This window comes from Nocardioides sp. GCM10023255, from assembly GCF_042653125.1.
GTDB lineage: Bacteria > Actinomycetota > Actinomycetes > Propionibacteriales > Nocardioidaceae > Nocardioides.
The window spans coordinates 361,837-388,214 of record NZ_JBHSHU010000005.1 but is presented as its reverse complement, the minus strand read 5'-3'; the positions used below and the strand labels follow the sequence as shown (position 1 = coordinate 388,214).

The window sequence follows — 26,378 nt, the reverse complement described above, 5'->3', positions numbered from 1 at the left end:
GGTGAGCGAAGGACACCCCATTCCACGAGGAGGACCCACCATGTCCATCGACACCACCACCCGGGCCTCGGCCCAGACGGACGAGGAGCGGGCCGAGCAGCTCGCCCAGACGCTGCTCGGCCAGTTCGGCGCCGGCGTCGAGCTGCTCACCGTCGAACTCGGCCGGAGGCTCGGGCTGTACGAGGCGCTCGCAGGCTCGGGCGCCGTCACCGCCGACGAGCTGTCCGCGCGGGCCTCGATCGCGCCGCGGTACGCCGAGGAGTGGCTCGACCAGCAGGCGGCCGCGGGCATCCTCGACGTCGTGTCGGCCGAGCCGCGCCGCTTCGCACTGCCCGACGGGCACGCCGCGGTCCTGGTCGCCGAGGAGAGCCCGGCGCATCTGGTCGGCGCCGCTCCCCTGCTGCTCGGCGTCGCGACCACGTTGCGCGACGTGGCCGACGCCTACGCCACCGGACGCGGCGTCGAGTACGCCGCCTTCGGTGACGAGCTCCGGTTCGGTATCGCGTCGATCAACCGCCCCGGGTTCACCCACGAGACCAGGGCCTGGGTCGAGACGCTGCCCGACGTCGCGGCCAGGCTGGACCGCGGCGGCATCGTCCTGGACGCCGGGTGCGGCGAGGGCTGGTCCACCATCGGGCTGGCCCGGGCGTTCCCCGCGGCCCGGGTCGTCGGCGTCGACCTCGACGCCCGCTCCGTGGAGGAGGCACGACGTCACGTCGAGGACACCGGCCTGGTCGACAGGGTCGAGATCGTCCGCGCCAACGCCGCCGACCCGGCTGCGCTGCGGGACGCCGCCCGCTCGCCGGTCACGCTGGTCACCGTCTACCAGGCGCTGCACGACATGGGCGAGCCGGTCGAGGCGCTGCGGGCCTTCCGTGGCCTGCTGGCGACCGGCGGCGCCGTTCTCGTCGCCGACGAGCACGGCGAGGACGAGCGGTACGCACCGGCCGACGAGGTCGAACGGCTCAAGCTCTCGATGAGCGTCCTGCACTGCCTGCCCGCGACCTGGGCGGAGTCGTCCTCGGTGGTCAACGGCACCGTGCTGCGACCCGGGACGCTGCGCCGCTGGGTGGCCGAGGCGGGCTTCGAGCGGTTCGAGGTGCTGCCCGTCGAGCACCCGTTCTGGCGGTTCCACCGGCTCGGCTGAGCACCACGGAACCGCGGGTGACGGGCGCATGATCGTCCCTACGATGGCCTCATGCCCACCGAGGACCAGGTCATCCGGCACGCCGAGATCGGCGGCCGGACCGTGGCCTGGTCCTCGGTCGGCTCCGGCCCGGCCCTCGTCGTCGGCGGCTGGTGGGCCGGCCACCTCGCGCTCGACTGGGAGGAGCCACGCTTCCGGCGCTTCATCGGACTGCTCGCGGCCGATCACCGTGTGGTCCGCTACGACCGGCCCGGCACGGGACTGTCCGACCGGGCCGGTCCGCCGCCGAGCGGCCGGGACGCCGAGGTCGGCGTGCTCGCCGGGCTCGTCGATCGGCTCGGCACGGACCGGGTCTCCCTCTTCGCCGGGTCGTCGGGCTGTCCGGTGGTCGCGGCGTACGCCGCCCGTAACCCGGACCGCGTCGACCGGGTGGTGCTGTACGGCGGCTACGCCCGGGGCGCCGACATCGCCACCCCGGAAGCGCGGGCCACCCTGGTGAGGGTGGTGGAGAGCCACTGGGGGCTGGGCTCACGGGTCCTCGCCGACGTCTTCATGCCGGGGGCCGACGCCGACGAGCGGGAGCGCTTCGCCAGGTTCCAGCGTCGGTCCTCGTCCCGTGAGGTCGCCGCGCAGGCGCTCCGCAGCGTCTACGACCTCGTGGCCGACGACGTGCTGCCACTGCTGCGCGCACCGGTTGCGGTGCTGCACCGTCGGGACGACCGGGCGATCCCGTTCGCGCTCGGCCAGGACCTCGCCGCCCGCATCCCCGGTGCGACGTTCGTGCCGCTGCCGGGCAACGAGCACCTGCCCTGGCGTGGTGACGCGGTGGGCGTTGCGTCCGCGGTGCGCGCATTCCTCGCCGGTCGCAATCCCCTGCCCGGGGGCGTCGAGGGATCGTCCGACCGCGGTCCGGCGCAGCTGTCGCCGCGGGAGCGCGAGGTCATCCGCCTCGTGGCGCGTGGCATGACCGACGCCGAGATCGCTCGCGAGCTCGTGCTGAGTGTGCACACCGTCCACCGCCACGTCGCCAACATCCGGACCCGCCTCGGGGTCGCCTCGCGAGCTGCCGCCGCGGCCTGGGCCGCCGAGCACGGCGAAGCCTGAGGCACCACCGCTCCTCGACGACCTCGGCAATGCTCTACCGGTGTCGCTGCTCCACCGGTGTCGCGACGACGACGACGTTGCTCAGGTAACGCTGCCCGTCCCAGTCCTCGCAGGTGATCAGGACCAGCCGGCCGGGGACCTGCTGGCTGAACAGCCGCTCGGCGTGGTCGGCCACGGACCCCTTGCTGTGGACCGCGACCCGGCGCACGGCGTACCGGACGAATCCCCGGTCCGTGCGCACCGTGACGACGTCGCCGCGCTGCAAGGTCTCGAGGTCGTCGAGCGCACCACCGCCGGTGTGCACGGTGTGGCCGGTGACCAACGCGCTCCCGCGCGCGGCACCCGGTCGTGCCCCACCTGCCCACCAGCCGAGCTGACGGGGGTTGCTCGGCGGCACCAGCGTGCCGCCCGGGGCCCGCACCGGGAGCACCGGCGCGTCGACGCGGAGGGCCGGGATCAGCACCCGGCGCGGTGCGCCCGGGAGCCGGGGAGCACGGACCGCCGCGGGAGCCTCATCGCCCCGCCGCGCAGCGCTCGTGGCGTCGCCTCCCGGCGACGCCGTCGTGACACCGGCCGTGGGTGCCTGGAGGAACCAGGCCAGCAGCCCGAGGACCGCGAGCGCGACGCCGGCCGCGACCACCCAGAGGCGGCCGCGGCCGGAGTCCTCACTCCGCGGCGTCGGCGTCGACACCGTGACGGCGGCGAGTGACGGCGGCGATGGTCAGCAGGGCACCCAGCCCGACCAGCGCGAGGGGCCACGGCGAGCGGATGAGGTCCACCAGGGCGGACCGCCCGTCCTCGCCGGCGTCGACCGCCGTCGGGACGTCACCGTTCTGCGACTGCGCGGACGCCCCGTCGTCGGCGCCCCCGGAGCCCGCCGAGGCCTGGGTGCCGAGCACCTGCGGACCGCTGGTCGAGCCCGACCCGGCCGCATCGTCGGCACCTCCGGTGCCGTCCGCGGTCTCGGTGCCCGAGTCGGTGTCGGTGTCGGTACCGGTGTCGGTGTCGGTGCCGCCCCCGACGCCCGGGGTCTCGTCGCACGGCTGGACCCAGAAGACCTTGGTCTTGGTGTCGTTGCCCTTCGAGCGCGGCGTCGCCACGGTGAGCTTCACGTGGTAGCCCTGCTTCGGGTGCGGGTCGCCGGTGAAGGACAGCGTGTAGGTCTCGCGACCGTCCAGCCCGGTGGCGGTTCCCGCGCCGCTGGCCGGGTCGCCGCCCACGAAGACCGAGGCCGGCCCGTCGACCGCGAGCCCCACGTCGGAGGTCGGGGCCTGCATCGCGAAGCTGACCGACGAGACCACGTCGGCGCCCTCGTCGAAGCCGTACCACTCGATCTCGAACGAGCAGCCGACGTGCGGCGTGTTGTTCGGGATGGAGTCCATCTCCCCCAGCGGCGCGATCTTCACGGTGCCGTTGTTGCCGGCCGGATCACCGCTCCCGTTGCCGTGGCTGCCCCCGTTGCCGTGGCTGCCCCCGTTGCCGTGGCTGCCCCCGTTGCCGTGGCTGCCGCCGTTGCCGTGGCTGCCGCCGTTGCCGTGGCTGCCGCCGTTGCCGTGGCTGCCGCCGTTGCCGTGGCCGCCCCCGTTCTTGCCCCCCTTGTCCTTGCTCTGGTCCTTGCTCTTGTCCTTCGCGTGGTCGGACGCGTGGTGGTGACCGTGCGCCTGACCCTGGCCGTGCCCGTTCCCCTGACCGTTGCCCTGCCCCGGGTCGGCGGTTGCCGGTGCCAGGAAGGCACCCCCGGCCGTGATCACCACGGCGGAGGTGAGGGCGAGTGATCGTCGGACACTGATCGGTCGAGACATGCAGACAGCTCCTGTTTTCGGCCGGGTGCGAGCACCCGGCATCGATGGTCGGTCCACACGGCGCGTCCCGAGACGCCGTGCTGGCGGGAGGTCCCCCCGGATCCGCAGGGACAAACGGCGTCATCCGCCCTCAGGCACGGCGATGTGACCCAGGCCACGTCGTTCGCAACACGAGGTCCAGACGGGCTGGTCCAGACAGGGATTGACCGCTGCCGTAACGGGTACGCAACAGCGTCGTCAGTGACGGCCACAGCTCCGCTGTCGACGGTTCTCCGACCCGGCCGACACGCCCCGACAGGTTTTCTTGACTGGATCAAGAAACGGGGGCAGGGTCGAGTAACCGCCCCACCCCAGCAATCTCGAGGAGAGCCGATGCCTGACCTGCCTCAGCCGACAGACGGCACGTCCGTCGCCACCGCCCCGTCGCAGGAGGCGCAGCTCGGATCGACCACCGACAACGGCGCCCCCGCACCCAGCGACCGCAACAGCCTGACCCTCGGCCCGGACGGTCCGATCCTGCTCCACGACGTGCACTTCCTGAACCAGATGGCGCACTTCAACCGCGAGCGGATCCCGGAGCGCAACGTGCACGCCAAGGGCTCCGGCGCCTTCGGCGAGCTCGTGACGACCGAGGACGTGTCGCGCTACACCAAGGCCGCGCTGTTCCAGCAGGGCGCCAGGACCGAGATGCTGGCACGCTTCTCCACGGTGGCCGGCGAGCAGGGGTCACCCGACACCTGGCGCGACCCGCGCGGCTTCGCGCTGAAGTTCTACACGACCGAGGGCAACTACGACCTCGTCGGCAACAACACGCCGGTCTTCTTCGTCCGCGACACCATGAAGTTCCCGCACTTCATCCGCAGCCAGAAGCGCCGCGGCGGCTCGGGCCTGCGCGACAACAACATGCAGTGGGACTTCTGGAGCCTCAACCCGGAGTCGGCCCACCAGGTGACCTACCTGATGGGTGACCGCGGCATCCCGAAGACGTTCCGGCACATGAACGGCTACGGCTCCCACACCTACCTGTGGATCAACGAGGCCGGCGAGAAGCACTGGATCAAGTACCACTTCCACAGCGACCAGGGCGTCGAGGGCCTGACCGACGCCGACGCCACCCGGATCGCCGGCGAGGACGCCGACTTCCACCGTCGCGACCTGTACGACGCCATCGCCCGGCAGGAGTTCCCCAGCTGGACGCTGTCGATCCAGGCGATGCCGTACGACGACGCCAAGACCTACCGGATCAACCCGTTCGACCTGACCAAGGTCTGGCCGCACAGCGACTACCCGCTGATCAAGGTCGGCACGATGACGCTGAACCGGAACCCGGAGAACTTCTTCGCCCAGATCGAGCAGGCGGCCTTCGAGCCGAGCGCGCTCGTCCCGGGCATCGGATTCTCCCCCGACAAGATGCTCCTCGGCCGGGCCTTCGCCTACTCCGACACCCACCGCTACCGGATCGGCCCCAACTACCTGCAGCTGCCGGTCAACCGCCCGAGGGTGGAGATCAACACCTACACCCAGGACGGACCGATGGCCTACGAGCACCGCTCGGACGACCCGGTCTACGCCCCGAACTCGTTCGGTCGCGGCTACGCCGACGGCGTCGGCGAGGTCGTGGACGGCTGGGAGGCCGACGGGGCGATGGTGCGGCAGGCCTACACGCTGCGGCAGGACGACGACGACTTCTCCCAGGCCGGCGCGCTGGTGCGCGAGGTCTGGGACGACCAGCAGCGCGAGCAGTTCGTGCAGACCGTCGCCGGGCACCTGCTCGCCGGCGTCGAGGGCGACGTGCTCGAGCGCGCGTTCCAGTACTGGCACCACGTGGACCCCGAGTGCGGCAAGAAGATCGAGGAGCTGGTCCGCAGCAAGAACGAGGGCGACATGCCCAGCGGGCAGCCCGAGGCCGCGAAGGCCGACGCGAGCGACCCGGTCGTGGAGAAGGACACCCACGCAGGCTGATCCCCAGGCTCCCACCGCGAGCAGGACCGGGTCGGTCGTCATCCGGGTGCCCGTCATCCGGGTGATTTGGTCGATCCGCGCGCCAGCGCACCGGTTGTAGCGTCGAGGGCCAGGGCTGGACGCCCGTCGGCCCTCGACGCCGAGGAGGAGCCATGCCGACCTTGATGGGTCACCACGATGTGAACGACGTCGACCACTGGCTGGCGTCGCCGAAGCGCGAGGAGTTCTTCGGTCCCCTCGGCGTCACCAACATCCGTACGTTCGTCGACCCGCAGAACTCGACCCACGTCGCGGTGCTGATGGACGTTGCCGACATGGATGCCTTCCAGGCCGCGATGCAGTCCGAGGGCGCCGCGGATGCCATGGCGTACGACGGTGTGCTGCCCGAGACCCTGGTGATCCTCGTCGAGGCCTAGCCCAAGGGCGCGCGGAGGGACGCGCGCACGGCGTACCGCTCCCCCGCGACGTCGACCTCGAAGCCGCCGGCCGCCAGCCATTCGGTGGTGACCGGCTCCTCGCGTGACACCCACGCCAGACCCACGCAGGAGCCGACGGTCTCGCCCCAGGCCACGCTCGTCACCTGACCGACGGGAAGCCCGTCGTGCAGGACGAGCTCTCCGCCCCACAGCATGGGCCGGTCGCTGGCCACCACGAACGACACCAGCCGCCGACGCGGGCCCGGCTCGCGCATGTGGTCGCGACGGGCGAGCAGCGCGTCCCGCCCCAGGAACTCGACCGGCTCGCCGGTGCGGGAGACCTTGTCCAGGCCCGTCGCGAACACGAGACCGGCCTCGACCGGGGTGACGTCCGGGGTCAGCTCGCGGCCGAAGGCACGGTATCCCTTCTCCAGCCGCAGGGACTCGATGGCGTAGTAGCCGGCGTCCGTCGCACCCTCGGAGCGCACGAGGTCGTAGACGCCGGCCGCCAGCTCCACAGGCACCATCAGCTCCCACCCGAGCTCGCCGACGTAGGTCATCCGGGTCGCGCGCAGGGTCGCGAACCCGAGCGGGATGGTGCGGCTGGTGGCGAACGGGAAGGCCTCGTCGGCGAGGTCCGCGTCGGTGAGCTGGTTGAGGAGCTCACGGGACCGCGGGCCCATCACCCCGAGCACCGCGTACGCCGAGGTGACGTCGGTGATCGCCGCGGCACACCCGTCGGGTCGGTGGCGCGCGATCCAGTCGAGGTCGCGCACCGTGGTCGCCGAGCTGCTGACGAGCAGGAACTCGTCGTGCCCGACCCGCGTGACCGTCAGGTCCGCCTCGTAGGTCCCGCGGCCGTTGAGCAGGGGCGTGTAGACGACCTGTCCCGGGTCCACGTCGACGTCGGCGGCGCACACCCACTGCAGCCACGACAGCGCGCCCGGTCCCTGCACGGCGTACTTGGAGAACGACGTCTGGTCGAAGACGGCGACGTCGCCGCGGGTGGCGCGCTGCTCGGCCGCGGACCAGGGCAGCCACGCCGGCTTGCCCCACGTGTAGTCGAGGCGGGCGCGGGCCGGAGACGGGGCGAACACGTTGGGACGCTCCCACCCCATCCGGGAGCCGAAGACGGCACCCGCCGCGGCCAGACGGTCGTGCAGCGGCGAGCAGCGGAACGGGCGCGCGGTCTCCAGCTCCCGGTTGGGCCAGGGCACCGCGTAGTGCAGGCCGAGGACCTCGGCCACCCGGGCGCGCAGCAGCCGGTTGTTGGCGTTGAAGGGCGCGAAGCGACGCACGTCCATCCCCACCAGGTCGGACGTCGGCTCGCCGGCCACGATCCACTCCGCCAGCGCGCGACCGGCGCCCCCGGCCGAGGCGATGCCCACGGAGTTGAAACCGGCGGCGACGAAGTGGCCGCGCAGCCCAGGGGTCTCCCCCAGCAGGAACTGGTTGTCGGGGGTGAAGGACTCGGGGCCGTTGTAGAACTTGCGGATCCCGGTGTCGGCGAGCGCCGGGATCCGCAGGACCGCCTCCTCCATCAGGACCGCGAAGTGCTCCCAGTCCTCCTCGAGGAGCTGGAACTCGAACGGGTGCGGGAGGCTGTTCGGTGAGCGCCAGGGACGGGCCTGCGGCTCGAAGCCGCCGACGACCAGGCCGCCCACCTCCTCCTTGAAGTAGGTGTAGCCGTCGGGGTCGCGCATGATCGGCAGGTCGGGGTGGACACCGTCGATGCGCTCAGTGACGACGTAGAAGTGCTCGGCCGAGTGCAACGGCACGGTCACCCCGGCCCGGTCACCGAGCGCCTTGGCCCACTGCCCGGCGCAGTTGACCACCACCTCCGCCTCGACCGGGCCCTGGTCGGTCTCGACGCCGGTGACCCGCCGCCCCGCCGGCCCCTGCTCGCTGCGGAACCCGGTGACCCGGACCTGCTCGAGGATCGAGGCACCCCGCATGCGGGCACCCCGCGCGAGCGCCATGGTCAGGTCGGTCGGGTTGACCTTGCCGTCGCCGGGGAGCCAGATCGCCCCGCGCAGGTCACCGACGGTCATGACCGGCCACCGGGCAAGGGCCTGCGCCGGGGTGAGCAGCTCGCAGTCCAGGCCGTACGCCGCGGCGTTGGCCGCCGTACGCCGCAGCTGGACCATCCGGTCCTCGATGCGCGCGACGATGACCCCGCCCACGTTGCGGTAACCGGTGGCCTGACCGGTCTCGGCCTCCAGGGACGCGTAGAGATCCGCGGAGTACTGCACGAGGCGGGTGCCGTTCTCCGACGCCCGCAGCGGACCCACCAGGCCGGCCGCGTGCCAGGTCGTGCCGCACGACAGCGTGCCCTGCTCCAGCAGCAGGACGTCGTCCCAGCCCAGGCGGGCGAGGTGGTAGGCAACCGACGTGCCGATGACACCACCCCCGACGATGACCACACGGGCCCGGGCGGGGAGCTGGTGCGTCGAGCCCGGCGGCGCCTCAGTCGTCACGGCACAAGTCCTCGAGCAGGCGCCCGAACACCGGGCTGCTGAACGTGGACGCGGCCTTGTCGAACCGCTGCTGCCCCCAGGCGAGGAAGTCGTGGTCGATGGGGCTCGCGGCCGCCTGGATCGCCCCCCACAGCGCCCAGCCGTACTCCGAGACCACCGACTGGAGGCGCACGCGGGCCAGCTCGTGCCTGGTCAGCCGTCCGAAGTAGGCAAGGACCAGGGCCTCCACCTGGTCGTCGTCCAGGTCGCACTCGGTGGCCGTGTTGCCGAGCTCGAAGCACGCGTCGTTGTTGCCGGAGTACTCGTAGTCGATCACCCAGATGCGGGCCCCGTCGTCGATGAAGTTCGCCGCGAGCAGGTCGTTGTTGCAGGGCACGGTGGTCGTCGGTCGCGCTGCCAGCGCGGCGGCCAGCCTGGCGAGGTGCCCGTCGAAGTCGGAGTACCTCGCGAACAACGGGTAGCCGCGCTCGTGGACCGTCGCCAGGTAGCGCGCCTGGCGCCGGACCATGTCGAAGTCGCCGGAGAAGCGCGGTCCCTCGTGCAGCCGTCGGCACGCGGTCGCGACCCGCTCGACCGTGCCGGGCTCGGCGAAGGACTCGTTGCCCAGCGTGACGCCGTCGACGTGCTCGATGACCAGCACCCCGAGGTCGGGCAGGTAGTCCACGACGGCCGGGCCCGCCCCCGCGTCCGCCGCCGCGCGGGTGTTGTGGGCCTCGGCGTCGCGGTCGATGCCGAGCAGGTCGGCGTCGCCCCGGAACAGCCGCACGACCAGGTCGCGGTCGGGTGTCCGCACGCGCAGGTTGCGGTTGGTCAGCCCGCCGTGCAGGTCGACCACCGTGCGCGGAAGGCCCTGCAGGACCGGAATGCGGTCCAGCAGGGCCGCCAGCGCGACCTCCTCCGGCACGACGCGTCAGGCGTCGAAGGCCTCGACGACGGTCTCGTCGATGGTGTGCTTCGGTCCGGTGAACCACTTGCGCGCCGAGGCGAACCACCAGATGGTGAGCAGCAGCAGCGCGCCCAGCGTGACGACCGGCGCGTAGTTCAGGAACTTCCACTCGAACTCGTCGCGGAACGGGTTCGCCGCCGGGGTCGAGGGCATCATCAGGTAGAGCGAGACGATGATGATCTCGGCCACCGCCAACGGGTTCATCCACTTGTACTTCGAGCCGTTGTTCCACGAGCCGACGTCGAAGCGGGACCCGTGCCTCCAGCGCAGGAAGATCGGGATGGCGAAGGCCAGGTAGAGGCCGATGACCGCGATCGACGTGACGGCGTAGAACGCCAGCGGCACCGGCGTACCGCCCACGTCCACCTTGATCAGCGCGGGCAGCGTGAGCAGGGCGCTCACCACCGCGACACCCACCACCGCATGCGCCGGCACCCTGTTCCTCGTCAGCCGCGACCAGTACTGCGATCCCGGGATGGCTCCGTCCCGGCTGAACGCGAACGTCATCCGCGACGCGGACGTCATGCACGACGTGGCGCAGAAGAACTGCGCCGACGCGGAGATGAACAGGACCAGGGTCGCCCAGTTCTGACCGAGCGCGCCCAGGAAGATCGGCTGCACGCCGAGGCCGGCCAGCGCGTTGTCCGGCTGGCCCTGCGCGTTGTCCGGGATCGCGAAGACCACGGCGAGCAGGAGGACGTAGCCGCCCAGGACGGAGTACAGGATCGACCGCCAGATGCCCTTCGCTGCTGCCTTGGACGCCTGCGCGGTCTCCTCGGAGAGGTGGGCGCACGCGTCGAACCCCGTGATCGTGTACTGGGTCAGCAGGAAGCCGAACGGCACGATCGCGAACCAGAACCCGAGCGAGCTCGTGCTGCCGCCGCCGTACCCCGAGTTGTTGAACCGCTCGGTGAACACGTAGCTGAAGCTCTGGTGCTGGTCGGGGACGAGCACCAGGACACCCACGATCGCCAGCGCCCCGACGACGTGCCACCACACGGAGACGTTGTTCATGATCGCCATCAGGTGGCCGCTGAAGATGTTGAGCAACGAGATCAGCGTCAGCACGATGACGAAGATGACGAACACCCGCGTGAGCGAGTAGTCACCGGCGTAGGACTCCGAGTAGGTGCTGATGGTGAGGTCGATGAACGTGGCGCAGCCGTAGGCCACGCCGGCGGTCACCGCGATCAGGCCGATCAGGTTGAGCCAGCCGGTGAAGAAGCCCGCGGCCGGGCCGCCCAGCTTCGAGGCCCACCAGTAGATGCCGCCCGACGTCGGGTACGCCGAGACCAGCTCGGACATCGTGAAGCCGATGATCAGGATCAGCAGGCCGAGGATCGGCCACGTCCACGAGATCGAGATCGGTCCACCGTTGTTGAAGCCGGCGCCGAAGTTGGTGAAGCAGCCGGCAAGGATCGAGATGATCGAGAAGGAGATGGCGAAGTTGGAGAACTCCGACCAGGTCCGGTTGAGCTCCTGCTTGTACCCGAGCCTGGCCAGGTGCTTCTCGTCCTCCGTCATGTGCGGTGGGACATCGTGTTCCGCGAGGGGTTCGTGTGCTTCAGGCATGTGGCACCTTCTCGGAGTGCGTAGCAACGATTGGTCGGAGGCTAGACCCGGGCGAACCGACCGTCCAGAGCCTTCCGGACCAGTTACGTAAAATTGGTCTGAACTCAGACCATTGGTTCATTGACACCGTCTCCGGGCGACCCGAGGATGACGGAATGACCGCCTCGCCGGAGCACGACCTCACCGAGGCAGTCCTGCGGCCGGTCCGTGGCCGGCACGCGTTCGAGGCGTGCGTCGAGCAGCTCGCCACGACGATCCGCCTGGGCGTCTACCCGCTCGGGTCAACGCTGCCCTCCGAGCGCGAGCTGGCTGCGCGCCTCAACGTCTCGAGGGCGACCCTGCGCGAGGCGATGGCGGCGCTGCGCCAGGCCGGGCTGGTCGAGACCAGGCGGGGGCGCGGTGGGGGCACCGTCGTGACCCTCAAGCCGCGCACGCCCTCGGCCCGCGCCGCCGCCCGGACCTCGCCGGAGCGACGCCGTGAGTGGCTGGACGCACTGGACTTCCGGCGCATCGTCGAGCCCGGCGCCGCGCACCTCGCGGCGCGCGTGCACCTCACCGAGGGTGCGCGCACGCAGCTCGAGGACGCGCTCGAGGCCGTCGCGGCTGCGCGCAGGCCGGCCCAGCACCGGCAGGCCGACTCCCGGTTCCACCTGACCGTGGCGGCACTGACCGGCTCCCCGCGGGTGGTGGAGGCCGTGACCTCGGTGCAGGCCACGATGCACGAGATGCTGCTGGCGATCCCGGTCCTCGAGGCCAACATCGCGCACTCCGACCGGCAGCACGCCGCCCTGGTCCGCGCGATCCTGGCCGGCCGGGCCGACCGGGCGCGCACGGTCATGGAGGAACACTGCGACGACACCGCCGCGCTGCTGCGCGGACTGGTGGGCTGAGACCCGACCCGACGTCTGGAGAGCGCCTTGAGAACACGCAACCACCGCTACCTCAGCATGGGCGACCTGATCGCCCGGATCGAGGCCGGGGACGTCGACACCGTCGTCGTCGCCTTCACCGACATGCAGGGTCGGCTCCAGGGCAAGCGCCTGCACGGCCGCTACTTCGTGGACCACGTCGTCGACCACGGGACCGAGGGGTGCAACTACCTGCTGGCGGTCGACGTCGACATGAACACGGTGGCCGGCTACTCGATCTCGTCGTGGGACAAGGGCTACGGCGACATGGAGTTCGTCCTCGACGACCAGACGATCCGGATGCTCACCCACCTGCCGGCCACGGCGCTGATCCAGTGCGACCTCGTCTGGCCGGCCGCGGACGGGGCAGGACACTCCCCCGTGCTGCAGTCCCCGCGGACCATCCTCAAGCGCCAGCTGGACCGCGCGGCGGAGCACGGCTGGGTGGCCCTGGCCGGCACGGAGCTGGAGTTCATCGCCTTCGACACCAGCTACGAGCAGGCCCACGACAACCACTACCGCGACCTGACGCCGGTCAACCAGTACAACGTCGACTACTCGATCCTCGGCACCAGCAGGGCCGAGCCGCTGCTGCGCAGCATCCGCAACCACATGTTCGACGCCGGTCTCGACGTCGAGGGCGCCAAGGGCGAGTGCAACCTCGGCCAGCACGAGATCGGCTTCCTGTACGCCGAGGCGCTGGTCACCGCCGACAACCATGCGGTCTACAAGACCGCCGCCAAAGAGATCGCGGCCCAGCAGGGCAAGGCGATCACGTTCATGGCGAAGTACGACCAGCGCGAGGGCAGCTCGTGCCACATCCACCTGTCGCTGCGCGGCCAGGACGGCGAGCTCGTGTTCTGGGACGCCGAGTCCGGACGACGCTCCCGGCTCTACGACCAGTTCGTCGCCGGGGTGCTGGCCACCGCCGCCGACTTCACCCTGCTCTACGCCCCGAACATCAACTCCTACAAGCGGTTCGCGGACGCCTCCTTCGCACCGACCGCGATCGCCTGGGGGCACGACAACCGCACCTGCGCCGTACGGCTGGTGGGCGAGGGGGCGGCGGCCCGGATGGAGAACCGGATCCCGGGCGCCGACGTCAACCCCTACCTGGCGCTGGCCGCCATGCTGGCCGGCGGGCTGCACGGCATCGAGAACGACCTGCCGCTGCCCGACGAGCTGGTCGGCAACGCGTATACGTCCGACCGGCCGCGCGTCCCCTCCACGATGGGCGCCGCCCGGGAGGCGTTCCACGCGTCCACGATCGCGCGCTCGGCCCTGGGTGACGAGGTGGTGGACCACTACGTCAACATGGCCGACGTCGAGCTCGCGGCCTACAACGCGGCCGTGACCGACTGGGAGCTCCGACGCGGATTCGAGAGGTTGTGATGAGCACCGAGGTCCACACCGTCCTCAACCCGGCGACCGGCCGCCCGGTCACCGAGGTCCCTCTCGCCTCCCTCGAGGCGACCGACGACGCGATCGTGCGCGCCCACGAGGCGTTCGGCACCTGGCGCGCGGTGGCACCCGGTGAGCGGGCCGCCCTCCTGCGTCGCTTCGCCGCGGTCGTCGACGCGCACGTCGAGGAGCTCGCCGAGATCGAGGTGCGCAACGCCGGGCACACGTGGGGAAACGCGCGCTGGGAGGCGGGCAACGTCCGCGACTGCCTCAACTACTACGCCGGCGCACCGGAGCGGCTCTTCGGTCGCCAGATCCCGGTCGCCGGCGGCACCGACGTCACCTTCCACGAGCCGCTGGGGGTCGTGGGGATCATCGTCCCCTGGAACTTCCCGATGCCCATCGCGGGCTGGGGCCTCGCCCCCGCTCTGGCGGCCGGCAACACCGTGGTGCTCAAGCCGGCCGAGCTGACGCCGCTCACTGCGATCCGTCTCGGCGAGCTCGCCCTGGAGGCCGGCCTGCCCGAGCACGTGCTCACCGTGCTGCCCGGCAAGGGCACCGTCGTCGGCGAGCGCTTCGTGACCCACCCGCTGGTTCGCAAGGTCTGCTTCACCGGCTCCACCGCCGTCGGCAAGCGGATCATGGCCGGCTGCGCCGACCAGGTGAAGCGGGTGACGCTCGAGCTGGGTGGCAAGAGCTCCAACATCGTCTTCGCCGACTCCGACCTGGTTGCCGCCGCGGCGGCCGCGCCGTACGCCGTCTTCGACAACGCCGGACAGGACTGCTGCGCACGCTCGCGCATCCTCGTCGAGCGGTCGGCGTACGACGAGTTCCTGACCCTGCTCGAGCCGGCGGTGACCGGACTGCGGGTGCTCGACCCCAGTGACGAGGCCAGCGAGATGGGGCCGCTGATCTCGGCCGGGCAGCAGCGCACGGTGCAGGGCTACCTCGACGAGGTCGAGGTGGCGTTCGCCGGGTCGACGCCCGGCGGCGACGGCTTCTGGGTGCCCCCGACCGTCGTGACGACCGAGGACCCGGCGGCCCGGATCTGGCGCGAGGAGGTGTTCGGGCCGGTGGTCGCGGTGATGCCCTTCGACGACGAGGCGCACGCCGTCGAGCTCGCGAACGACACCGAGTACGGCCTGTCCGGGTCGATCTACACCGCCGACCTCGGTCGTGGGCTGCGGGTCGCCCGCGCGGTCGAGGCCGGCAACCTCAGCGTCAACTCCCACTCCTCGGTGCGCTACTGGACCCCGTTCGGCGGATACAAGCAGTCCGGCTTGGGCCGCGAGCTCGGTCCGGACGCGCCCATGGCGTTCACCGAGGAGAAGAACGTCTTCATCGCACACTGAGCAGTCGACCCCCGAGAGGATCCACACATGGCAGGACGCATCCAGGGCAAGGTCGCCGTCGTCACCGGAGGCTGCTCCGGGATCGGGCTGGCGACCGTGCAGCGCTTCGTCGAGGAGGGCGCCAAGGTCGTCATCGGCGACATCGACGAGCAGCGCGGCCACGAGCTGGTCGGCCAGCTGGGCGGCCCCGACCTCGCGACGTTCGTGAAGGTCGACGTCACCGACAAGGAGCAGGTGGACGCCCTGTTCCGGACCGCGAAGGACACCTACGGCTCGGTCGACATCGCCTTCAACAACGCCGGCATCTCGCCGCCGGAGGACGACTCGATCCTCGACACCGACCTCGACGCGTGGCGGCGCGTGCAGGAGGTGAACCTGACCAGCGTCTACCTGTGCTGCAAGGCCGCGCTCCCCCACATGCTCGAGCAGGGATCGGGGTCCATCATCAACACCGCCTCGTTCGTCGCGGTGATGGGCGCGGCGACGTCGCAGATCTCCTACTCCGCCTCGAAGGGCGGCGTGCTGTCCATGTCGCGCGAGCTCGGCGTGCAGTTCGCCCGACAGGGGGTGCGCGTCAACGCGCTGTGCCCGGGACCGGTCAACACACCGTTGCTGCAGGAGCTCTTCGCCAAGGACCCCGAGCGTGCGGCGCGGCGCCTCGTGCACGTGCCGATGGGCCGCTTCGCCGAGCCCGCGGAGATGGCCAACGCGGTGCTGTTCCTGGCCTCCGACGAGTCCAGCTTCATCACCGCCAACGCGTTCCTCGTCGACGGTGGCATCTCGGGCGCCTACGTCACGCCGCTGTGAGGAGGCCGTCGTGGCCACACCCGTCATCGGGCTGACCACCTACCGCGAGCACGCGGCCTGGGGCGTCTGGCGCCAGCACGCCGACGTGCTGCCCGCGCAGTACGCGACCGCGGTCGAGTCGACCGGGGGCGTGCCGCTGCTGCTGCCCCCGGTCGCGCAGGTGGAGGCGGCGGTCGACGTCGTGGACCGCCTCGACGCCCTCGTGATCAGCGGCGGCGCCGACATCGACCCGACCCGGTACGGCGCCGACCCGCACCCGCGCACCGCCGGGTGGCGCGAGGACCGCGACGCGTGGGAGGTGGCGCTGCTCGACGCCGCCGAGGCCGTCCGCCTGCCGGTGCTGGGCATCTGTCGCGGCATGCAGCTGATGGCGGTGCACGCCGGCGGCTCGCTGCACCAGCACACCCCGGACCTGGTCGACCACGACGAGCACAGCCCGGGCGGCGACGTGTACGGCGCGATCGAGGTGGGGACGGTGCCCGGCAGCCGGGTCGCGAGCCTCGTCGGGGACCGCCTGACGGTCAGCTGCCACCACCACCAGTCGGTGAGCGAGCACCCCGGGTACGTCGCCTCCGCGCACGCCTCCGACGGCACCGTCGAGGCGATGGAGACCGACGGTGACCGGTTCTGCGTCGCGGTGCAGTGGCACCCCGAGACCGCTGCCGACGTGGGCCTGCTGGCGGGTCTGGTGCGTGCCGCGGCGACCCGAGCAGCCGCGCGGTGACCCCCGACGCTCCGGGGGGACGGGTGCTCGTCAGCGCGCACCGCGCCGGGTGGGGCGGTGACCCGGCGAGGGAGAACACGCGGGCCGCGCTGGACGCGGTGGCGGGGGGCGACGCCGACTACGTCGAGGTCGACGTGCGCAGGCTCGGCGACGGCAGCCTGGTGCTGCGCCACGATCCCTGGGTGGCTGTGGACGGTGTGCACCTGCCGCTCGAGGCGCTGGGCGCCGAGGAGCTCGGCTCGGCCGATCCGGACGCGCTGTCCCTCGCGGAAGCGCTGACCCTGCTGGCCGGCCGGGCGCGCGTGCACCTCGACCTCAAGATGCGCGCGGCCGGCGCGGACCACGGCACCGCGCCGCACGTGCTGGCGACGTCCCTCGCCGTGCAGGCGCTCGGCGCGGAGAACGTGCTCGTGACCACGGGCAGCGTGGCCGCGGTGCGCGCCGTCCGGGCGTGGTCGCGCGCCGCCGGCCGCGACGTGCGCACCGCCCTGTCCGTGGGCGGGTCGGTCGCCGGTCGGCCGCTGGGCCAGCAGCTGCGGATGCGCCGGGACCAGCTCTTCCCGGCGGCCCGCCTCGAACGGTCGGGGGCCGGCGCCGTCGCCGTGCAGCACTGGCTGGCCCGGCTGGGCGTGGCACGGCACGCCCGCCGCGCGGGACTGCCCCTGGTCGTCTGGACGGTGGACACCCCTCGGGGGTTGCGCTACTGGCTGCGCCCGGGCCGGGCCTGGCTGGTCACGACCAACCAGCCCGACCTCGCGCTGGCGATCCGTGCGGCTACCGAGTCGCGAGCGTGATGCGGTAGCCGCCGAGCGATCCGCAGTCGGTGTCCCCGCCCGGGGTCAGCGGCGAGCCGCTCCCCACACCGTCCACCACCGCGGTGTACGTCGCGGGCTCGCGCGGGACCCTCGCCGTCCAGGTGGCGCCCAGGCCCGAGACGACACCCGGGACCGTCGTACCGGTGGGTCGAGCAGGGCCACCGTGGTCCCGGCCCCGTCGAGGATGCGCAACCCGATGTCGAGGTCCGGGGCCGCCGAGGTCGGGCTCGCCGTCAGCCGCACGGCGCCACGCGCGGTGAAGGTGAACGCGTCGAGGTCCCCACGGGCCGCGATGACGCCCGTGAGCGGGGCGCCGGGCCGGAGCGTCGTGGCGGTGGCCGCCGTGTCCCCGTGGTCGTCGGCGCGCACCGGCGCGCCCGTGGCGATGACGGCGAGGTCGTCCTGGTGGTTCGTGGCGCCCGGGCACTCCCCCAGCGACCACTGGGTGACCAGCACCGTGGCGCCGTACGTCTGGTCGTCGGGGCCGGACCGCTCCAGGGCGTCCGGCTGCGGCGGTTTCGTCGTCACGTTGAGGTCGAACGGCGCGAAGTCCTCGGCGGTCACCTGCCAGGTCCGCTGGATCTCGGCGAGCTCGCGCGCGGAGAAGTGCGTGTCCGCGGGAGGGGTGACCGAGAACGGCGTGGCCGTGATCGTCGGCAGCGCGTGGTCCGCGTTGAGCGCGGTGACCGCCAGGGTCGCGCCGGTGAACTGCAGGTAGGCCGTGCGCGCGGCGCCGGGGCGCGACCGTGCCTGTTCGCGCGCGACAGGGTCGTACCTGCTCATACGGCACGCGGACCACGGATCTGAGGCAATGCGTCGGGGTGAGAGACTGCCGCCATGTCGCTGGAGCAGGTCACCGACGTCCTGGGCGAGCCCTACCTCGCCGAGACCATGGAGTTCCCGCCGGACGACGAGGGCGCCGTCGTCGCCACGCTGGTGTCGCGCGCGGCGGGCACGCCGACGACGCGCGCCGTCCTGCACGTGCACGGGTTCGCGGACTACTTCTTCCAGACCGGGTACGCCGAGTGGTGGAACGCGCGCGGCTACGACTTCTACGCGGTGGACCTGCGCAAGTACGGCCGATCGATCCGGCCCCACCAGACGCCGAACTACATCACCGACCTCCGGGACTACTTCCCCGACCTCGACGCCACGTGGTCGCGGATCACCAACCGTGACGGCCACGACCACGTCGTGCTCAGTGCCCACTCGACCGGCGGGCTCGTGCTGTCGCTGTGGGCGCACGAGCGTGGTGGCGACCTCGACGCGCTCGGCGGCATGGTCCTCAACTCGCCGTGGCTCGACCTGCAGGGCTCGGCGCTGCTCCGCACGGTCGGCACGACGGTGATCAAGCAGCTCGGACGCCGTCGGCCGAGACGCGAGATCCCCCGCCGGGTGGACGGCCTGTACGCCCGCAGCCTGCACCGCGACCACGACGGGGAGTGGGAGTTCGACCTCAGCTGGAAGCCGCTGAAGTCCTGGCCGGTCTTCGCGGGCTGGCTGGCCGCGATCCGGCACGGTCACGCGGAGCTGCACCGCGGGCTGGACGTGCGGTGCCCGGTGCTGGTGCTCAGCTCGGACCGGTCGACCCTGCCGAGCGCGATGGGTGACGACGTGCACAGCCACGACATCGTCCTCGACGTCGAGCACATCCGCCGCTGGTCAACGGCGATCGGGCGCCACGTCACCTACGCCGCCGTACCGGGCGCGCGCCACGACGTGGTCCTCTCGCTGCCCGGTCCTCGCGCCGCGGCGTACGACGAGATCAGCCGCTGGCACACGGCGTACGTCGGCTGACGGTGCCCAGGGACACCGAACCGGTGGCAGCGGGGCTCAGCGGTCCCTACGCTGGTGGACACGTGCCCGACTCGGGCACCCGTCGCAGGAGGTCAGCATGACCGGCCAGACACCGCCTCCCGGCCCCGGCCACCCCACCACCGGCCCCGTCGCGGGAACCCGCCCCGGTGAGCTGCTGGACCGCTTCCTGGCCCGTCTCGTCGACGGCATCCTGCTCGCCGTCGTCAACGGCATCGTGGTGAGCGCGATCGTCGTCGGCGCGATCCTGGGCGACAGCGGCGGCTTCTACTACGGGGCCGACGACTACGCCGCGGCCGCGGTCTCCGCGATCCTGAGCGCGGCCCTCTATCTCGCCTACTTCGGCGTGCTCGAGTCGAGCCGGGGCCAGACCGTGGGCAAGATGGTGATGAAGCTGCACGTGCTCGGCCCGCAGGGCGGCAACCCGACGCTGGAGCAGGCGCTGCGCCGCAACATCTGGGTGGCCTTCGGCGTGCTGGGCGTCATCCCGTTCATCGGTGGGCTCGTGGGCGGGCTGGCCTCGCTGGTCGCGGTCATCCTGATCGCGGTGGGGATCAACGGCGACACGGTCGACCGCCAGGGCTGGCACGACCGGTTCGCCGGTGGCACGCGGGTCGTCAAGGAGGGCTGAGCCCTCCGGCGGGCACGGGTCTGCGGCGCGCACGTGCACGGACGCACTTCGCCAGAAGGGCGTCAGCTCTCGGTCGAGACGACCTCGCATGCCACCAGCCGAACCTGGCCCCCGATACGGATCGCGGACGGCACCTCAGCGATCTCTTCCACATACGCAACCAGGCTCTCCAGCTCGGCTTCAGAGGCATCGCCCTCCACATGGATCCGGTACTCGATGCCCGTCGACGCGCAAGGACTCCCCGCGAAGCCGCCGTCGGCCGAGACCTTGACCTGCGACAGGGTGATTCCCCTGGCCCGAGCCTCTCTGATCAGGTCGTTGTAGACGCAGCCGGCAACCGCCAGGTGCAGGAGGTGTCCGCCGGTGAACTCCTCGAGCGAGAACTGTGCCCGCCTCCTCGAGCGCGCACTTCGGAACTCGACCACGAGAGGGCCTGCATCCTCGAGCGTTCCGTCGTCTGCCGTGGCAACCACCGCTTCGTATCTGTCCATACCGTGATGATGGCCGTGGCCACGCGTCCATGTCCTCACATCGGCCGTGAGCGGACGCTCAGGTCGCGGCAGATCCGGACGGCCGCGGCGCACGCTACGCGGCCGCAGCAGACGGCGCTCGACGCGGCTAGTTGGCCTTCTGACGACGTAGGGTCCGGCTATGCAGTCTCGCCGCACTTCGACGGTGCTCCTCTTGGGCGCTTGCCTGTTGCTCGTCGCCGGATTGTTGTTGTGGTTCGACAACCCCACGGTAAATGTCAGCGCGTCGGATCTCGGTGACAGCGGACCGGCGGGGGAAGTTGGATGCAACATTGCTCCGTGGGACGCCGGACTGAACGACAACCGTGATGGGCCTGGCGGCGAGCACTCGGGTCCCTACTCTCAGGAAGTTGCGGCCGAGTGCTACTCCGCGAACTCAACGAGGTTCAGCGCCGCCGTGGGCAGCGGCGTCCTTGCGCTTCTCATGCTGGGCATTGGCATCGTGGTGCCCATCAGGTCGACGCGGCGAACACCAGCGACATAGGTGCCCGCTCATCGGCATGAGCGCGCACAACGCGGCTACTTGTTCCATTGACCCCAGGACCGGGTCTGGCGAGGCTCGGTCCAGGTGCCCGGTCCGTCGCTCTCAATGCGGCTGCCCACGCTGTCCCCTTCCGGGCCCGTGTGGCTCTCACATGGCATGCGTCGGGCCGGGCATCGCTGAGTCGGAAGAGGCTCAAGAGGGGTCTGCCCAGCTCTAAGTAGCGTTGCCCTTCCCGACTCGAGGACCAACTGGGATCGAGCAGCGGGAGTGCGCATGCAGGAGCAAGCAGAACGGATCGTGATCGGGATGGACCCGCACAAGCGGTCGGCCACGATCGAGGTGATGACCGCCGACGAGACGATCGTCGGTGGCGGCCGGTTCGCCACCGACCGTGAGGGCTACGCCGAGATGCGGCGCTACGCCGCTCAGTGGCGCGAACGGGTCTGGGCGATCGAGGGCTGTGCCGGGATCGGCAAGCACATCGCGGTCCGGCTGCTGGCCGATGACGAAGAGATCGTCGACATGCCGCCGAACCTGTCGGCCCGAGCGCGGGTGTTCGCGACCGGGCAGGGCCGCAAGACAGACGCCACCGACGCACACTCCGTCGCGCTGGTTGGCACCCGGACGAGCGGGCTGGGGCGGTGGTCAACGACGAGCAGCTCGCGGTGCTGCGGCGCCTGGTCGACCGTCGCCGCTCACTGGGTGAGGAGCACACCCGCAAGGGCTCTCAGCTGCACCAGCTGCTCCTCGAGCTGATCCAGGGCGGTGCGAAGCGGGACCTGTCCGCCGCCCAGGCCAAGGCATCGCCGGCCAAGGTCCGCCCGCGCGACGTGGTCGGCAAGACCCGCCGCGGGGTCGCTGCGGAGTTGATCAGCGAGCTCGAACGCATCTACGCCCGCAAATGGGTCGCGAACAAGGAACTCGAGGAGTTGGTCAGTGCCACCGGCACCAGTCTGCTGGACCGGCACGGCACCGGACCCACCGGCGCCGCTCGGCTGTTGGTCGAGGTCGGCGACATCACCCGGTTCCCGAACAAGGCCCCACTTCGCGTCCGTGAACGGCACCGAACCGATCGGCGCGTCATCCGGTGACCAGGTTCGGCAAAGCGCCCATGGAAGCCATGCGCTGCGTCAAACGCCGGCTGTCCGACATCGTCGACGAGCAGATGCTCGACGACGCCGTGCGCGCCAGCCAGGCAACTTCGGGGACGGGCCCGGGAGGACAACGGGGACACGACTCCGACTCCAGCGCGACCGGCTCACATCCCCACACCGGCTCTTCGGACAAGTCACCTCCCGGACCCGCCGAGGCCCAGCCTGAGACCCCGCTGCCAGCCACTTCTCGACACACAGGGGAGTCAGATGAGTGCGCTTCGATCTCGACAGGGACACACCGAGTCAGACGAGGAAGGCCGCGAGGGCGGCGACGCCCACCACGACGATCACCGATCGCAGCACGAGGGGCGGCAGCCTGCGGCCCACGGTGGCGCCGATCTGGCCGCCGATGATGGAGCCGACGCCGATCAGGGCGACGATCGGCCAGTCGACGTCGGCGACCAGGATGAACAGCAGCCCGGCGACGCCGTTGACGACCGCGGCCAGCACGTTCTTGACGGCGTTGAGGCGCTGAAGGGCCTCGTCCAGGCCGATGCCGAGGATGGCCATCAGCAGCACGCCCTGGGCAGCGCCGAAGTAGCCGCCGTAGACACCGGCCAGCAGCACGCCCGGCCAGACCCACCATGCCCCGTGGTGCGGCATGCCGCCCGCTGCCTCGTGCCGACGGGCGACCCACGCCGAGATCCTCGGCTGGAACACCACCAGCACCAGGCCCAGCAGGATCAGCGCCGGGACGATCGCCGCGAAGGCGCCCTCGGGGAGCACCAGCAGGAGCAGGCCACCGGCCAGCCCCCCGAGCAGCGAGGCGACGGAGAGGCGCAGCACGCGGCTGCGCTGGCCGGACAGCTCGCGGCGGTAGCCGACGGCCCCGGACACCGAGCCGGGCACCAGCCCGACCGTGTTGGACACGTTCGCGGTCACCGGAGGCACGCCGAACGCCAGCAGGGTCGGGAACGTGATCAGCGTTCCCGACCCCACCACGGTGTTGATGGTGCCGGCGGCGACCCCTGCGAGCAGGATCGCCGTCATCTCGAACAGGCTCACGGGGCGGCGGGGGCCTCCGGGTCGTCGGGCAGGTCAACCGGAGGGACGTCGCCCGGGGCGACTGCCGGGTCGATGTCGAGCGGTGCTGCTCCCCTGCCGGGGTTGGCCGCACTGGCCGCCTCGGCGATCGCGGCCTCGACCGCGGCGTTGGCCTTCCGCAGCTCGGTGTCCCCGAGCTCACCGGCGCCGGTCAGCGCCGGCTCGGCGCTCCCCATGTCGACGCGCGTCCTCGGGCCCTCGACCTGCTGGGGGATGCCCTGCAGGTTGCTCATCGTGGAGCCCAGGCCCTCCAGCGCCTTGCCGATCTCGCTGGGCACGATCCACAGCTTGTTGGCGCCGCCCTCGGCGATCTTCGGCATCATCTGGAGGTACTGGTAGGCCAGCAGCGACTGGTCGGGGTTGCCGTCGTGGATGGCCTGGAAGACCGTCTGGATCGCCTGGCCCTCACCCTGGGCCCGCAGGATCGAAGACTCCCGGTCGGCCTGGGCCCGCAGGATCTGCGACTCGCGCGCACCCTCGGCGTTCAGGATCGAGGACTGCTTGGAGCCCTCGGCCGTCAGGATCGCCGCCTGGCGCTGGCCCTCGGCGGTGAGGATGACGGCGCGCTTCTCGCGGTCGGCGCGCATCTGCTTCTCCATCGAGTCCTTGATCGACGGCGGCGGGTCGATGCCCTTGAGCTCGACGCGGTTGACCCGGATGCCCCACTTGCCGGTGGCCTCGTCGAGCACCCCGCGCAGGCCGGAGTTGATCTGGTCGCGGCTGGTCAGCGTCTCCTCGAGGTCCATGCCACCGACGATGTTGCGCAGCGTCGTCATGGTCAGCTGCTCGATGGCCTGGATGTAGTTGGCGATCTCGTAGGTCGCCGCGATCGGGTCGGTGACCTGGAAGTAGATGACCGTGTCGATCGACACCACCAGGTTGTCCTCGGTGATCACCGGCTGGGGCGGGAAGCTGACGACCTGCTCGCGCAGGTCGATCAGGTAGCGCACCCGGTCGATGAACGGCACCACGATGTTCAGGCCCGCGGGCAGCGTCTGCTTGTACTTGCCGAACCGCTCCACGATGCCGGCCCGTGCCTGCGGCACGATCCGCACCGTCTTGGCGAGCAGCACGATGATGAACAGGAACAGCAACGCCAGCAGGACCAACAGGACCGTCATGGCGCTCCTCTCAGGTTGATGGGATCAGGACACGGGGGTCTGGGTGGTGCCGGCTCAGGGCTCCAGCGTCGGCACGGGGTGGACGTAGGCGGTGGCACCGCGGATCTCGAAGACCTCCACGGTCTCGCCCGGCGTGATGGTGAGGTTCTCGTCGTACGGCGCGGCCGACCAGATCTCGCCGGCGAGCCTGATCCGGCCGGGCTCCATCGCGGTGATCCGCTCCGTCACCACGCCGCGCTGGCCGACCAGCTTGCCGTGACCGAGCTGGAGGTCGGGCCCGCTGTGCAGGCGCCTGACGATGTTGGGCCGCACCAGCGCGAGCATCGCGACCGAGGCTCCCGCGGCGACGAGCACCTGGAGGACGAAGGCCCCACCGGCGAGGCCGGTGAGCATGCCGGCGAGCGCGCCGACGGCGAGCATGATCAGGATCAGGTCGAGGCTGAACATCTCCGCCACGCCGAGGGCGGCGGCCAGTGCAAGCCACCCCGCCCACTGGTTGTCCCCCAGCCAGTCCATGTCGTCGACTCTATCGGTGCCGAGGTCGTCGACGCGCCGCGAAACGGCCGTCCTCGTGACTGAGCACCAGCGGCATCCCGAAGGTCGCCGACAGGTTGGCCTCGGTGACCACGTGATCGAGCAGGCCGGACGCCACGACGCGGCCCTCGCGCAGCATCAGCGCGTGGGTGAACCCCGGGGGGATCTCCTCCACGTGGTGGGAGACCAGGACGGTCGCCGGCGAGTCGGGGTCCATCGCGAGCACGGACAGGGTCGAGACGAGGTCCTCGCGTCCGCCGAGGTCGAGCCCGGCCGCGGGCTCGTCGAGCAGCAGCAGCTCGGGGTCAGCCATCAGGGCGCGGGCGATCTGCACCCGCTTGCGCTCGCCCTCGCTGAGGGTGCCGAAGGTGCGGTCCGCCAGGTGCCGGGCACCCACCTCCACCAGGAGGCTGGTCGCGCGCTCGTGGTCGAGCCCGTCGTAGGCCTCGCGCCAGCGCCCTACGACGCCGTACGACGCGGAGACGACGACGTCGTGGACGCGCTCGTGTCGCGGGATGCGCTCGGCCAACGCCGCGCTGGTCAGGCCGATCCGCGGGCGCAGCTCGAACACGTCGACGGTGCCGAGGACCTCCTCGAGGATGCCGGCGACACCCGAGGTGGGGTGGATCTGGGCGGCGGCGACCTGCAGCAGGGTGGTCTTCCCGGCGCCGTTGGGCCCCAGGATCACCCAGCGCTCGTCCTCCTCGACGGTCCAGGAGACCTGGTCGAGCAACGTCGCCTGGCCGCGCCGGACGGTCACGTCGGCGAACTCCAGCACGGCGGTCATGGGCGTCACCCTATCCATCCCCGAGAGAGCCGCGAGCGTATCCTCCCCCGGCGTGGGCACCACACTCCCGGCCTCCTGCCGCCTCGCCTGGTGGGCGACCTCCTGGCTGCGCGGCCACGTCGTCACCGACCTCCTGGTCGACGCCGTGCTCGACGGCGACGCCACCCACGCCGTGGCGGGGCTGACCGGCGCCGGCGTGCCCGGCGACGACCTCACAGAGACGCTCGTGGTGGGGCTCGGCAGGCTGCGCGCGGCCGGGGCCCTCGGGTTCGGTGCTGCGCTGCCGGTCGACGGGGACCCCGTCGGCCTGGGCGGGCCCCGCGACTTCAACGCCGCGGCCCTGGAGACCGGCGAGGCCGTCGTCGTACCCGGAGCCGGGCCCGGTGGAGGCGGTGTCGGCCTGGTCCCGGTCCGGGTCGGGGCCGCCATCACGTGGAGCGCGCTGCCGGCCGAGCGCCGCCAGCTGCCGGACGTCGGCGAGGCCGACCGGACCCTGCGGGCGGCACTGCTGGAGACGGCCGACGCCCTGGCCCGTCTCGACGTGGCCCGGTGGCGTCCCGAGGTGGCCGACCGGCTGATGGACCTGCGGCACCGCCCGCACGTCGAGGCACCCGACGGCGTGCCGCCCCGGTGCGTGGAGCTCGCCGCCCGCGGGCTGCAGGCCGTCGAGATCGTGGACCTCGCGCTCGAGGACGACGGTGGCGCGATCACGGCGTACGAGATCGAGGCACGCCGGGCGGCGCTCCAGCCGCTCGCGCGCGCCGGGCGGCGTGCGCTGGTCGCCGCGTGCTCGCCCGAGGTGTGGCCGCCGGCGTAGCCGACCCCGCTGCGGGCGATAGCCTCGG

The 26,378-nt window shown here is 71.6% G+C and carries 26 protein-coding genes; 15 read left to right on the top strand and 11 right to left on the bottom strand.

All coding sequences use genetic code 11. From position 1 onward, the window contains the following. The first annotated feature begins 40 nt into the window (after positions 1–40). Together ACFO9I_RS10935 and ACFO9I_RS10930 are read left to right on the top strand one after the other, a co-directional pair. Positions 41–1,147, top strand: a complete 1,107-nt coding sequence (locus ACFO9I_RS10935) for a class I SAM-dependent methyltransferase (RefSeq protein ID WP_379180669.1) — start codon at positions 41–43, stop codon at positions 1,145–1,147. A 51-nt stretch (positions 1,148–1,198) separates the two neighbouring features. After that, complete coding sequence (locus ACFO9I_RS10930) at positions 1,199–2,251, top strand: alpha/beta fold hydrolase (protein WP_379180667.1); 1,053 nt, start codon at positions 1,199–1,201, stop codon at positions 2,249–2,251. Positions 2,252–2,285: 34 nt separating this feature from the next. Here the strand turns inward: ACFO9I_RS10930 and ACFO9I_RS10925 are convergent, their stop codons facing one another. Both ACFO9I_RS10925 and ACFO9I_RS10920 read right to left on the bottom strand, forming a co-directional pair. After that, positions 2,286–2,942, bottom strand: coding sequence for a class F sortase (locus tag ACFO9I_RS10925; RefSeq protein ID WP_379180665.1), 657 nt, complete (start codon positions 2,940–2,942; stop codon positions 2,286–2,288). Continuing rightward, a complete protein-coding gene (locus ACFO9I_RS10920; RefSeq protein ID WP_379180663.1) occupies positions 2,917–4,053 on the bottom strand; it encodes a hypothetical protein in 1,137 nt (378 codons plus the stop codon). Before ACFO9I_RS10920 ends, ACFO9I_RS10925 begins: the two co-directional genes overlap by 26 nt. A 372-nt stretch (positions 4,054–4,425) precedes the next feature. Between ACFO9I_RS10920 and ACFO9I_RS10915 the strand changes: the two genes are divergently transcribed. Next, positions 4,426–6,015 carry a catalase gene (locus ACFO9I_RS10915; RefSeq protein WP_379180661.1) on the top strand — a complete coding sequence of 530 codons (1,590 nt, stop codon included), beginning with the start codon at positions 4,426–4,428 and terminating at the stop codon, positions 6,013–6,015. Positions 6,016–6,167: 152 nt separating this feature from the next. Continuing rightward, a complete protein-coding gene (locus tag ACFO9I_RS10910) occupies positions 6,168–6,431 on the top strand; it encodes a hypothetical protein (protein ID WP_379180659.1) in 264 nt (87 codons plus the stop codon). Here the strand turns inward: ACFO9I_RS10910 and ACFO9I_RS10905 are convergent. The 3 genes from ACFO9I_RS10905 to ACFO9I_RS10895 are packed head-to-tail and all read right to left on the bottom strand — an operon-like array spanning position 6,428 to position 11,378. Then, positions 6,428–8,908 (bottom strand): GcvT family protein, encoded by a 2,481-nt coding sequence (locus ACFO9I_RS10905; protein ID WP_379180657.1) that lies wholly within the window; start codon positions 8,906–8,908, stop codon positions 6,428–6,430. The genes ACFO9I_RS10910 and ACFO9I_RS10905 overlap by 4 nt on opposite strands. Further along, on the bottom strand, positions 8,898–9,812 hold the full coding sequence (locus ACFO9I_RS10900; protein ID WP_379180655.1) for a phosphotransferase: 915 nt from the start codon (positions 9,810–9,812) through the stop codon (positions 8,898–8,900). The genes ACFO9I_RS10905 and ACFO9I_RS10900 overlap by 11 nt, the downstream gene beginning before the upstream one ends. 6 nt (positions 9,813–9,818) lie before the next feature. Next, positions 9,819–11,378, bottom strand: a complete 1,560-nt coding sequence (locus ACFO9I_RS10895; protein ID WP_379180653.1) for an amino acid permease — start codon at positions 11,376–11,378, stop codon at positions 9,819–9,821. A gap of 203 nt (positions 11,379–11,581) precedes the next feature. On the opposite strand from ACFO9I_RS10895, the gene ACFO9I_RS10890 reads away from it, so the two are divergent. Genes ACFO9I_RS10890 through ACFO9I_RS10865 form a run of 6 tightly spaced genes read left to right on the top strand, consistent with a single transcriptional unit; the run spans position 11,582 to position 17,412 of the window. Beyond that, on the top strand, positions 11,582–12,316 hold the full coding sequence (locus tag ACFO9I_RS10890; protein ID WP_379180651.1) for a FadR/GntR family transcriptional regulator: 735 nt from the start codon (positions 11,582–11,584) through the stop codon (positions 12,314–12,316). Between the two features lie 27 nt (positions 12,317–12,343). Continuing rightward, positions 12,344–13,726, top strand: a complete 1,383-nt coding sequence (locus ACFO9I_RS10885) for a glutamine synthetase family protein (protein ID WP_379180649.1) — start codon at positions 12,344–12,346, stop codon at positions 13,724–13,726. After that, the gene (locus tag ACFO9I_RS10880) at positions 13,726–15,087 is read left to right on the top strand and encodes an aldehyde dehydrogenase family protein (protein ID WP_379180647.1); all 1,362 of its coding nucleotides are present in this window, start codon (positions 13,726–13,728) and stop codon (positions 15,085–15,087) included. Before ACFO9I_RS10885 ends, ACFO9I_RS10880 begins: the two co-directional genes overlap by 1 nt. Before the next feature lie 27 nt (positions 15,088–15,114). Then, entirely contained in the window at positions 15,115–15,894 is a 780-nt protein-coding gene (locus ACFO9I_RS10875) for a 3-oxoacyl-ACP reductase (protein WP_379180646.1), read from the top strand. A 10-nt stretch (positions 15,895–15,904) separates the two neighbouring features. After that, positions 15,905–16,618, top strand: coding sequence for a gamma-glutamyl-gamma-aminobutyrate hydrolase family protein (locus tag ACFO9I_RS10870; protein ID WP_379180645.1), 714 nt, complete (start codon positions 15,905–15,907; stop codon positions 16,616–16,618). After that, positions 16,615–17,412 (top strand): glycerophosphodiester phosphodiesterase, encoded by a 798-nt coding sequence (locus tag ACFO9I_RS10865; protein ID WP_379180644.1) that lies wholly within the window; start codon positions 16,615–16,617, stop codon positions 17,410–17,412. Before ACFO9I_RS10870 ends, ACFO9I_RS10865 begins: the two co-directional genes overlap by 4 nt. Positions 17,413–17,457: 45 nt before the next feature. Here ACFO9I_RS10865 and ACFO9I_RS10860 read toward each other — a convergent pair whose 3' ends face one another. Further along, complete coding sequence (locus ACFO9I_RS10860) at positions 17,458–18,216, bottom strand: hypothetical protein (protein WP_379180643.1); 759 nt, start codon at positions 18,214–18,216, stop codon at positions 17,458–17,460. Positions 18,217–18,270: 54 nt separating this feature from the next. Here ACFO9I_RS10860 and ACFO9I_RS10855 point away from each other — a divergent pair, with 54 nt between their 5' ends. After that, positions 18,271–19,230, top strand: coding sequence for an alpha/beta hydrolase (locus ACFO9I_RS10855; RefSeq protein ID WP_379180642.1), 960 nt, complete (start codon positions 18,271–18,273; stop codon positions 19,228–19,230). A 97-nt stretch (positions 19,231–19,327) separates the two neighbouring features. Beyond that, positions 19,328–19,879 (top strand): RDD family protein, encoded by a 552-nt coding sequence (locus tag ACFO9I_RS10850; RefSeq protein ID WP_379180641.1) that lies wholly within the window; start codon positions 19,328–19,330, stop codon positions 19,877–19,879. Between the two features lie 62 nt (positions 19,880–19,941). Here ACFO9I_RS10850 and ACFO9I_RS10845 read toward each other — a convergent pair whose 3' ends face one another. Then, complete coding sequence (locus ACFO9I_RS10845; RefSeq protein WP_379180640.1) at positions 19,942–20,370, bottom strand: OsmC family protein; 429 nt, start codon at positions 20,368–20,370, stop codon at positions 19,942–19,944. A gap of 796 nt (positions 20,371–21,166) precedes the next feature. Between ACFO9I_RS10845 and ACFO9I_RS10840 the strand changes: the two genes are divergently transcribed. Together ACFO9I_RS10840 and ACFO9I_RS10835 are read left to right on the top strand one after the other, a co-directional pair. Beyond that, complete coding sequence (locus ACFO9I_RS10840; protein ID WP_379180639.1) at positions 21,167–21,649, top strand: IS110 family transposase; 483 nt, start codon at positions 21,167–21,169, stop codon at positions 21,647–21,649. Then, the gene (locus ACFO9I_RS10835; protein WP_379180638.1) at positions 21,559–21,984 is read left to right on the top strand and encodes a hypothetical protein; all 426 of its coding nucleotides are present in this window, start codon (positions 21,559–21,561) and stop codon (positions 21,982–21,984) included. Before ACFO9I_RS10840 ends, ACFO9I_RS10835 begins: the two co-directional genes overlap by 91 nt. Positions 21,985–22,290: 306 nt before the next feature. Here the strand turns inward: ACFO9I_RS10835 and ACFO9I_RS10830 are convergent, their stop codons facing one another. The 4 genes from ACFO9I_RS10830 to ACFO9I_RS10815 are packed head-to-tail and all read right to left on the bottom strand — an operon-like array spanning position 22,291 to position 25,533. Next, positions 22,291–23,052 carry a sulfite exporter TauE/SafE family protein gene (locus ACFO9I_RS10830; protein ID WP_379180637.1) on the bottom strand — a complete coding sequence of 254 codons (762 nt, stop codon included), beginning with the start codon at positions 23,050–23,052 and terminating at the stop codon, positions 22,291–22,293. Beyond that, positions 23,049–24,212, bottom strand: a complete 1,164-nt coding sequence (locus ACFO9I_RS10825; RefSeq protein ID WP_379180635.1) for an SPFH domain-containing protein — start codon at positions 24,210–24,212, stop codon at positions 23,049–23,051. The genes ACFO9I_RS10830 and ACFO9I_RS10825 overlap by 4 nt, the downstream gene beginning before the upstream one ends. 54 nt (positions 24,213–24,266) lie before the next feature. Continuing rightward, positions 24,267–24,728, bottom strand: coding sequence for an NfeD family protein (locus tag ACFO9I_RS10820; RefSeq protein WP_379180634.1), 462 nt, complete (start codon positions 24,726–24,728; stop codon positions 24,267–24,269). A gap of 10 nt (positions 24,729–24,738) precedes the next feature. Continuing rightward, complete coding sequence (locus ACFO9I_RS10815) at positions 24,739–25,533, bottom strand: ABC transporter ATP-binding protein (RefSeq protein WP_379180632.1); 795 nt, start codon at positions 25,531–25,533, stop codon at positions 24,739–24,741. A gap of 52 nt (positions 25,534–25,585) precedes the next feature. Between ACFO9I_RS10815 and ACFO9I_RS10810 the strand changes: the two genes are divergently transcribed. Further along, positions 25,586–26,350 (top strand): hypothetical protein, encoded by a 765-nt coding sequence (locus ACFO9I_RS10810; protein WP_379180630.1) that lies wholly within the window; start codon positions 25,586–25,588, stop codon positions 26,348–26,350. Positions 26,351–26,378: the final 28 nt, after the last annotated feature.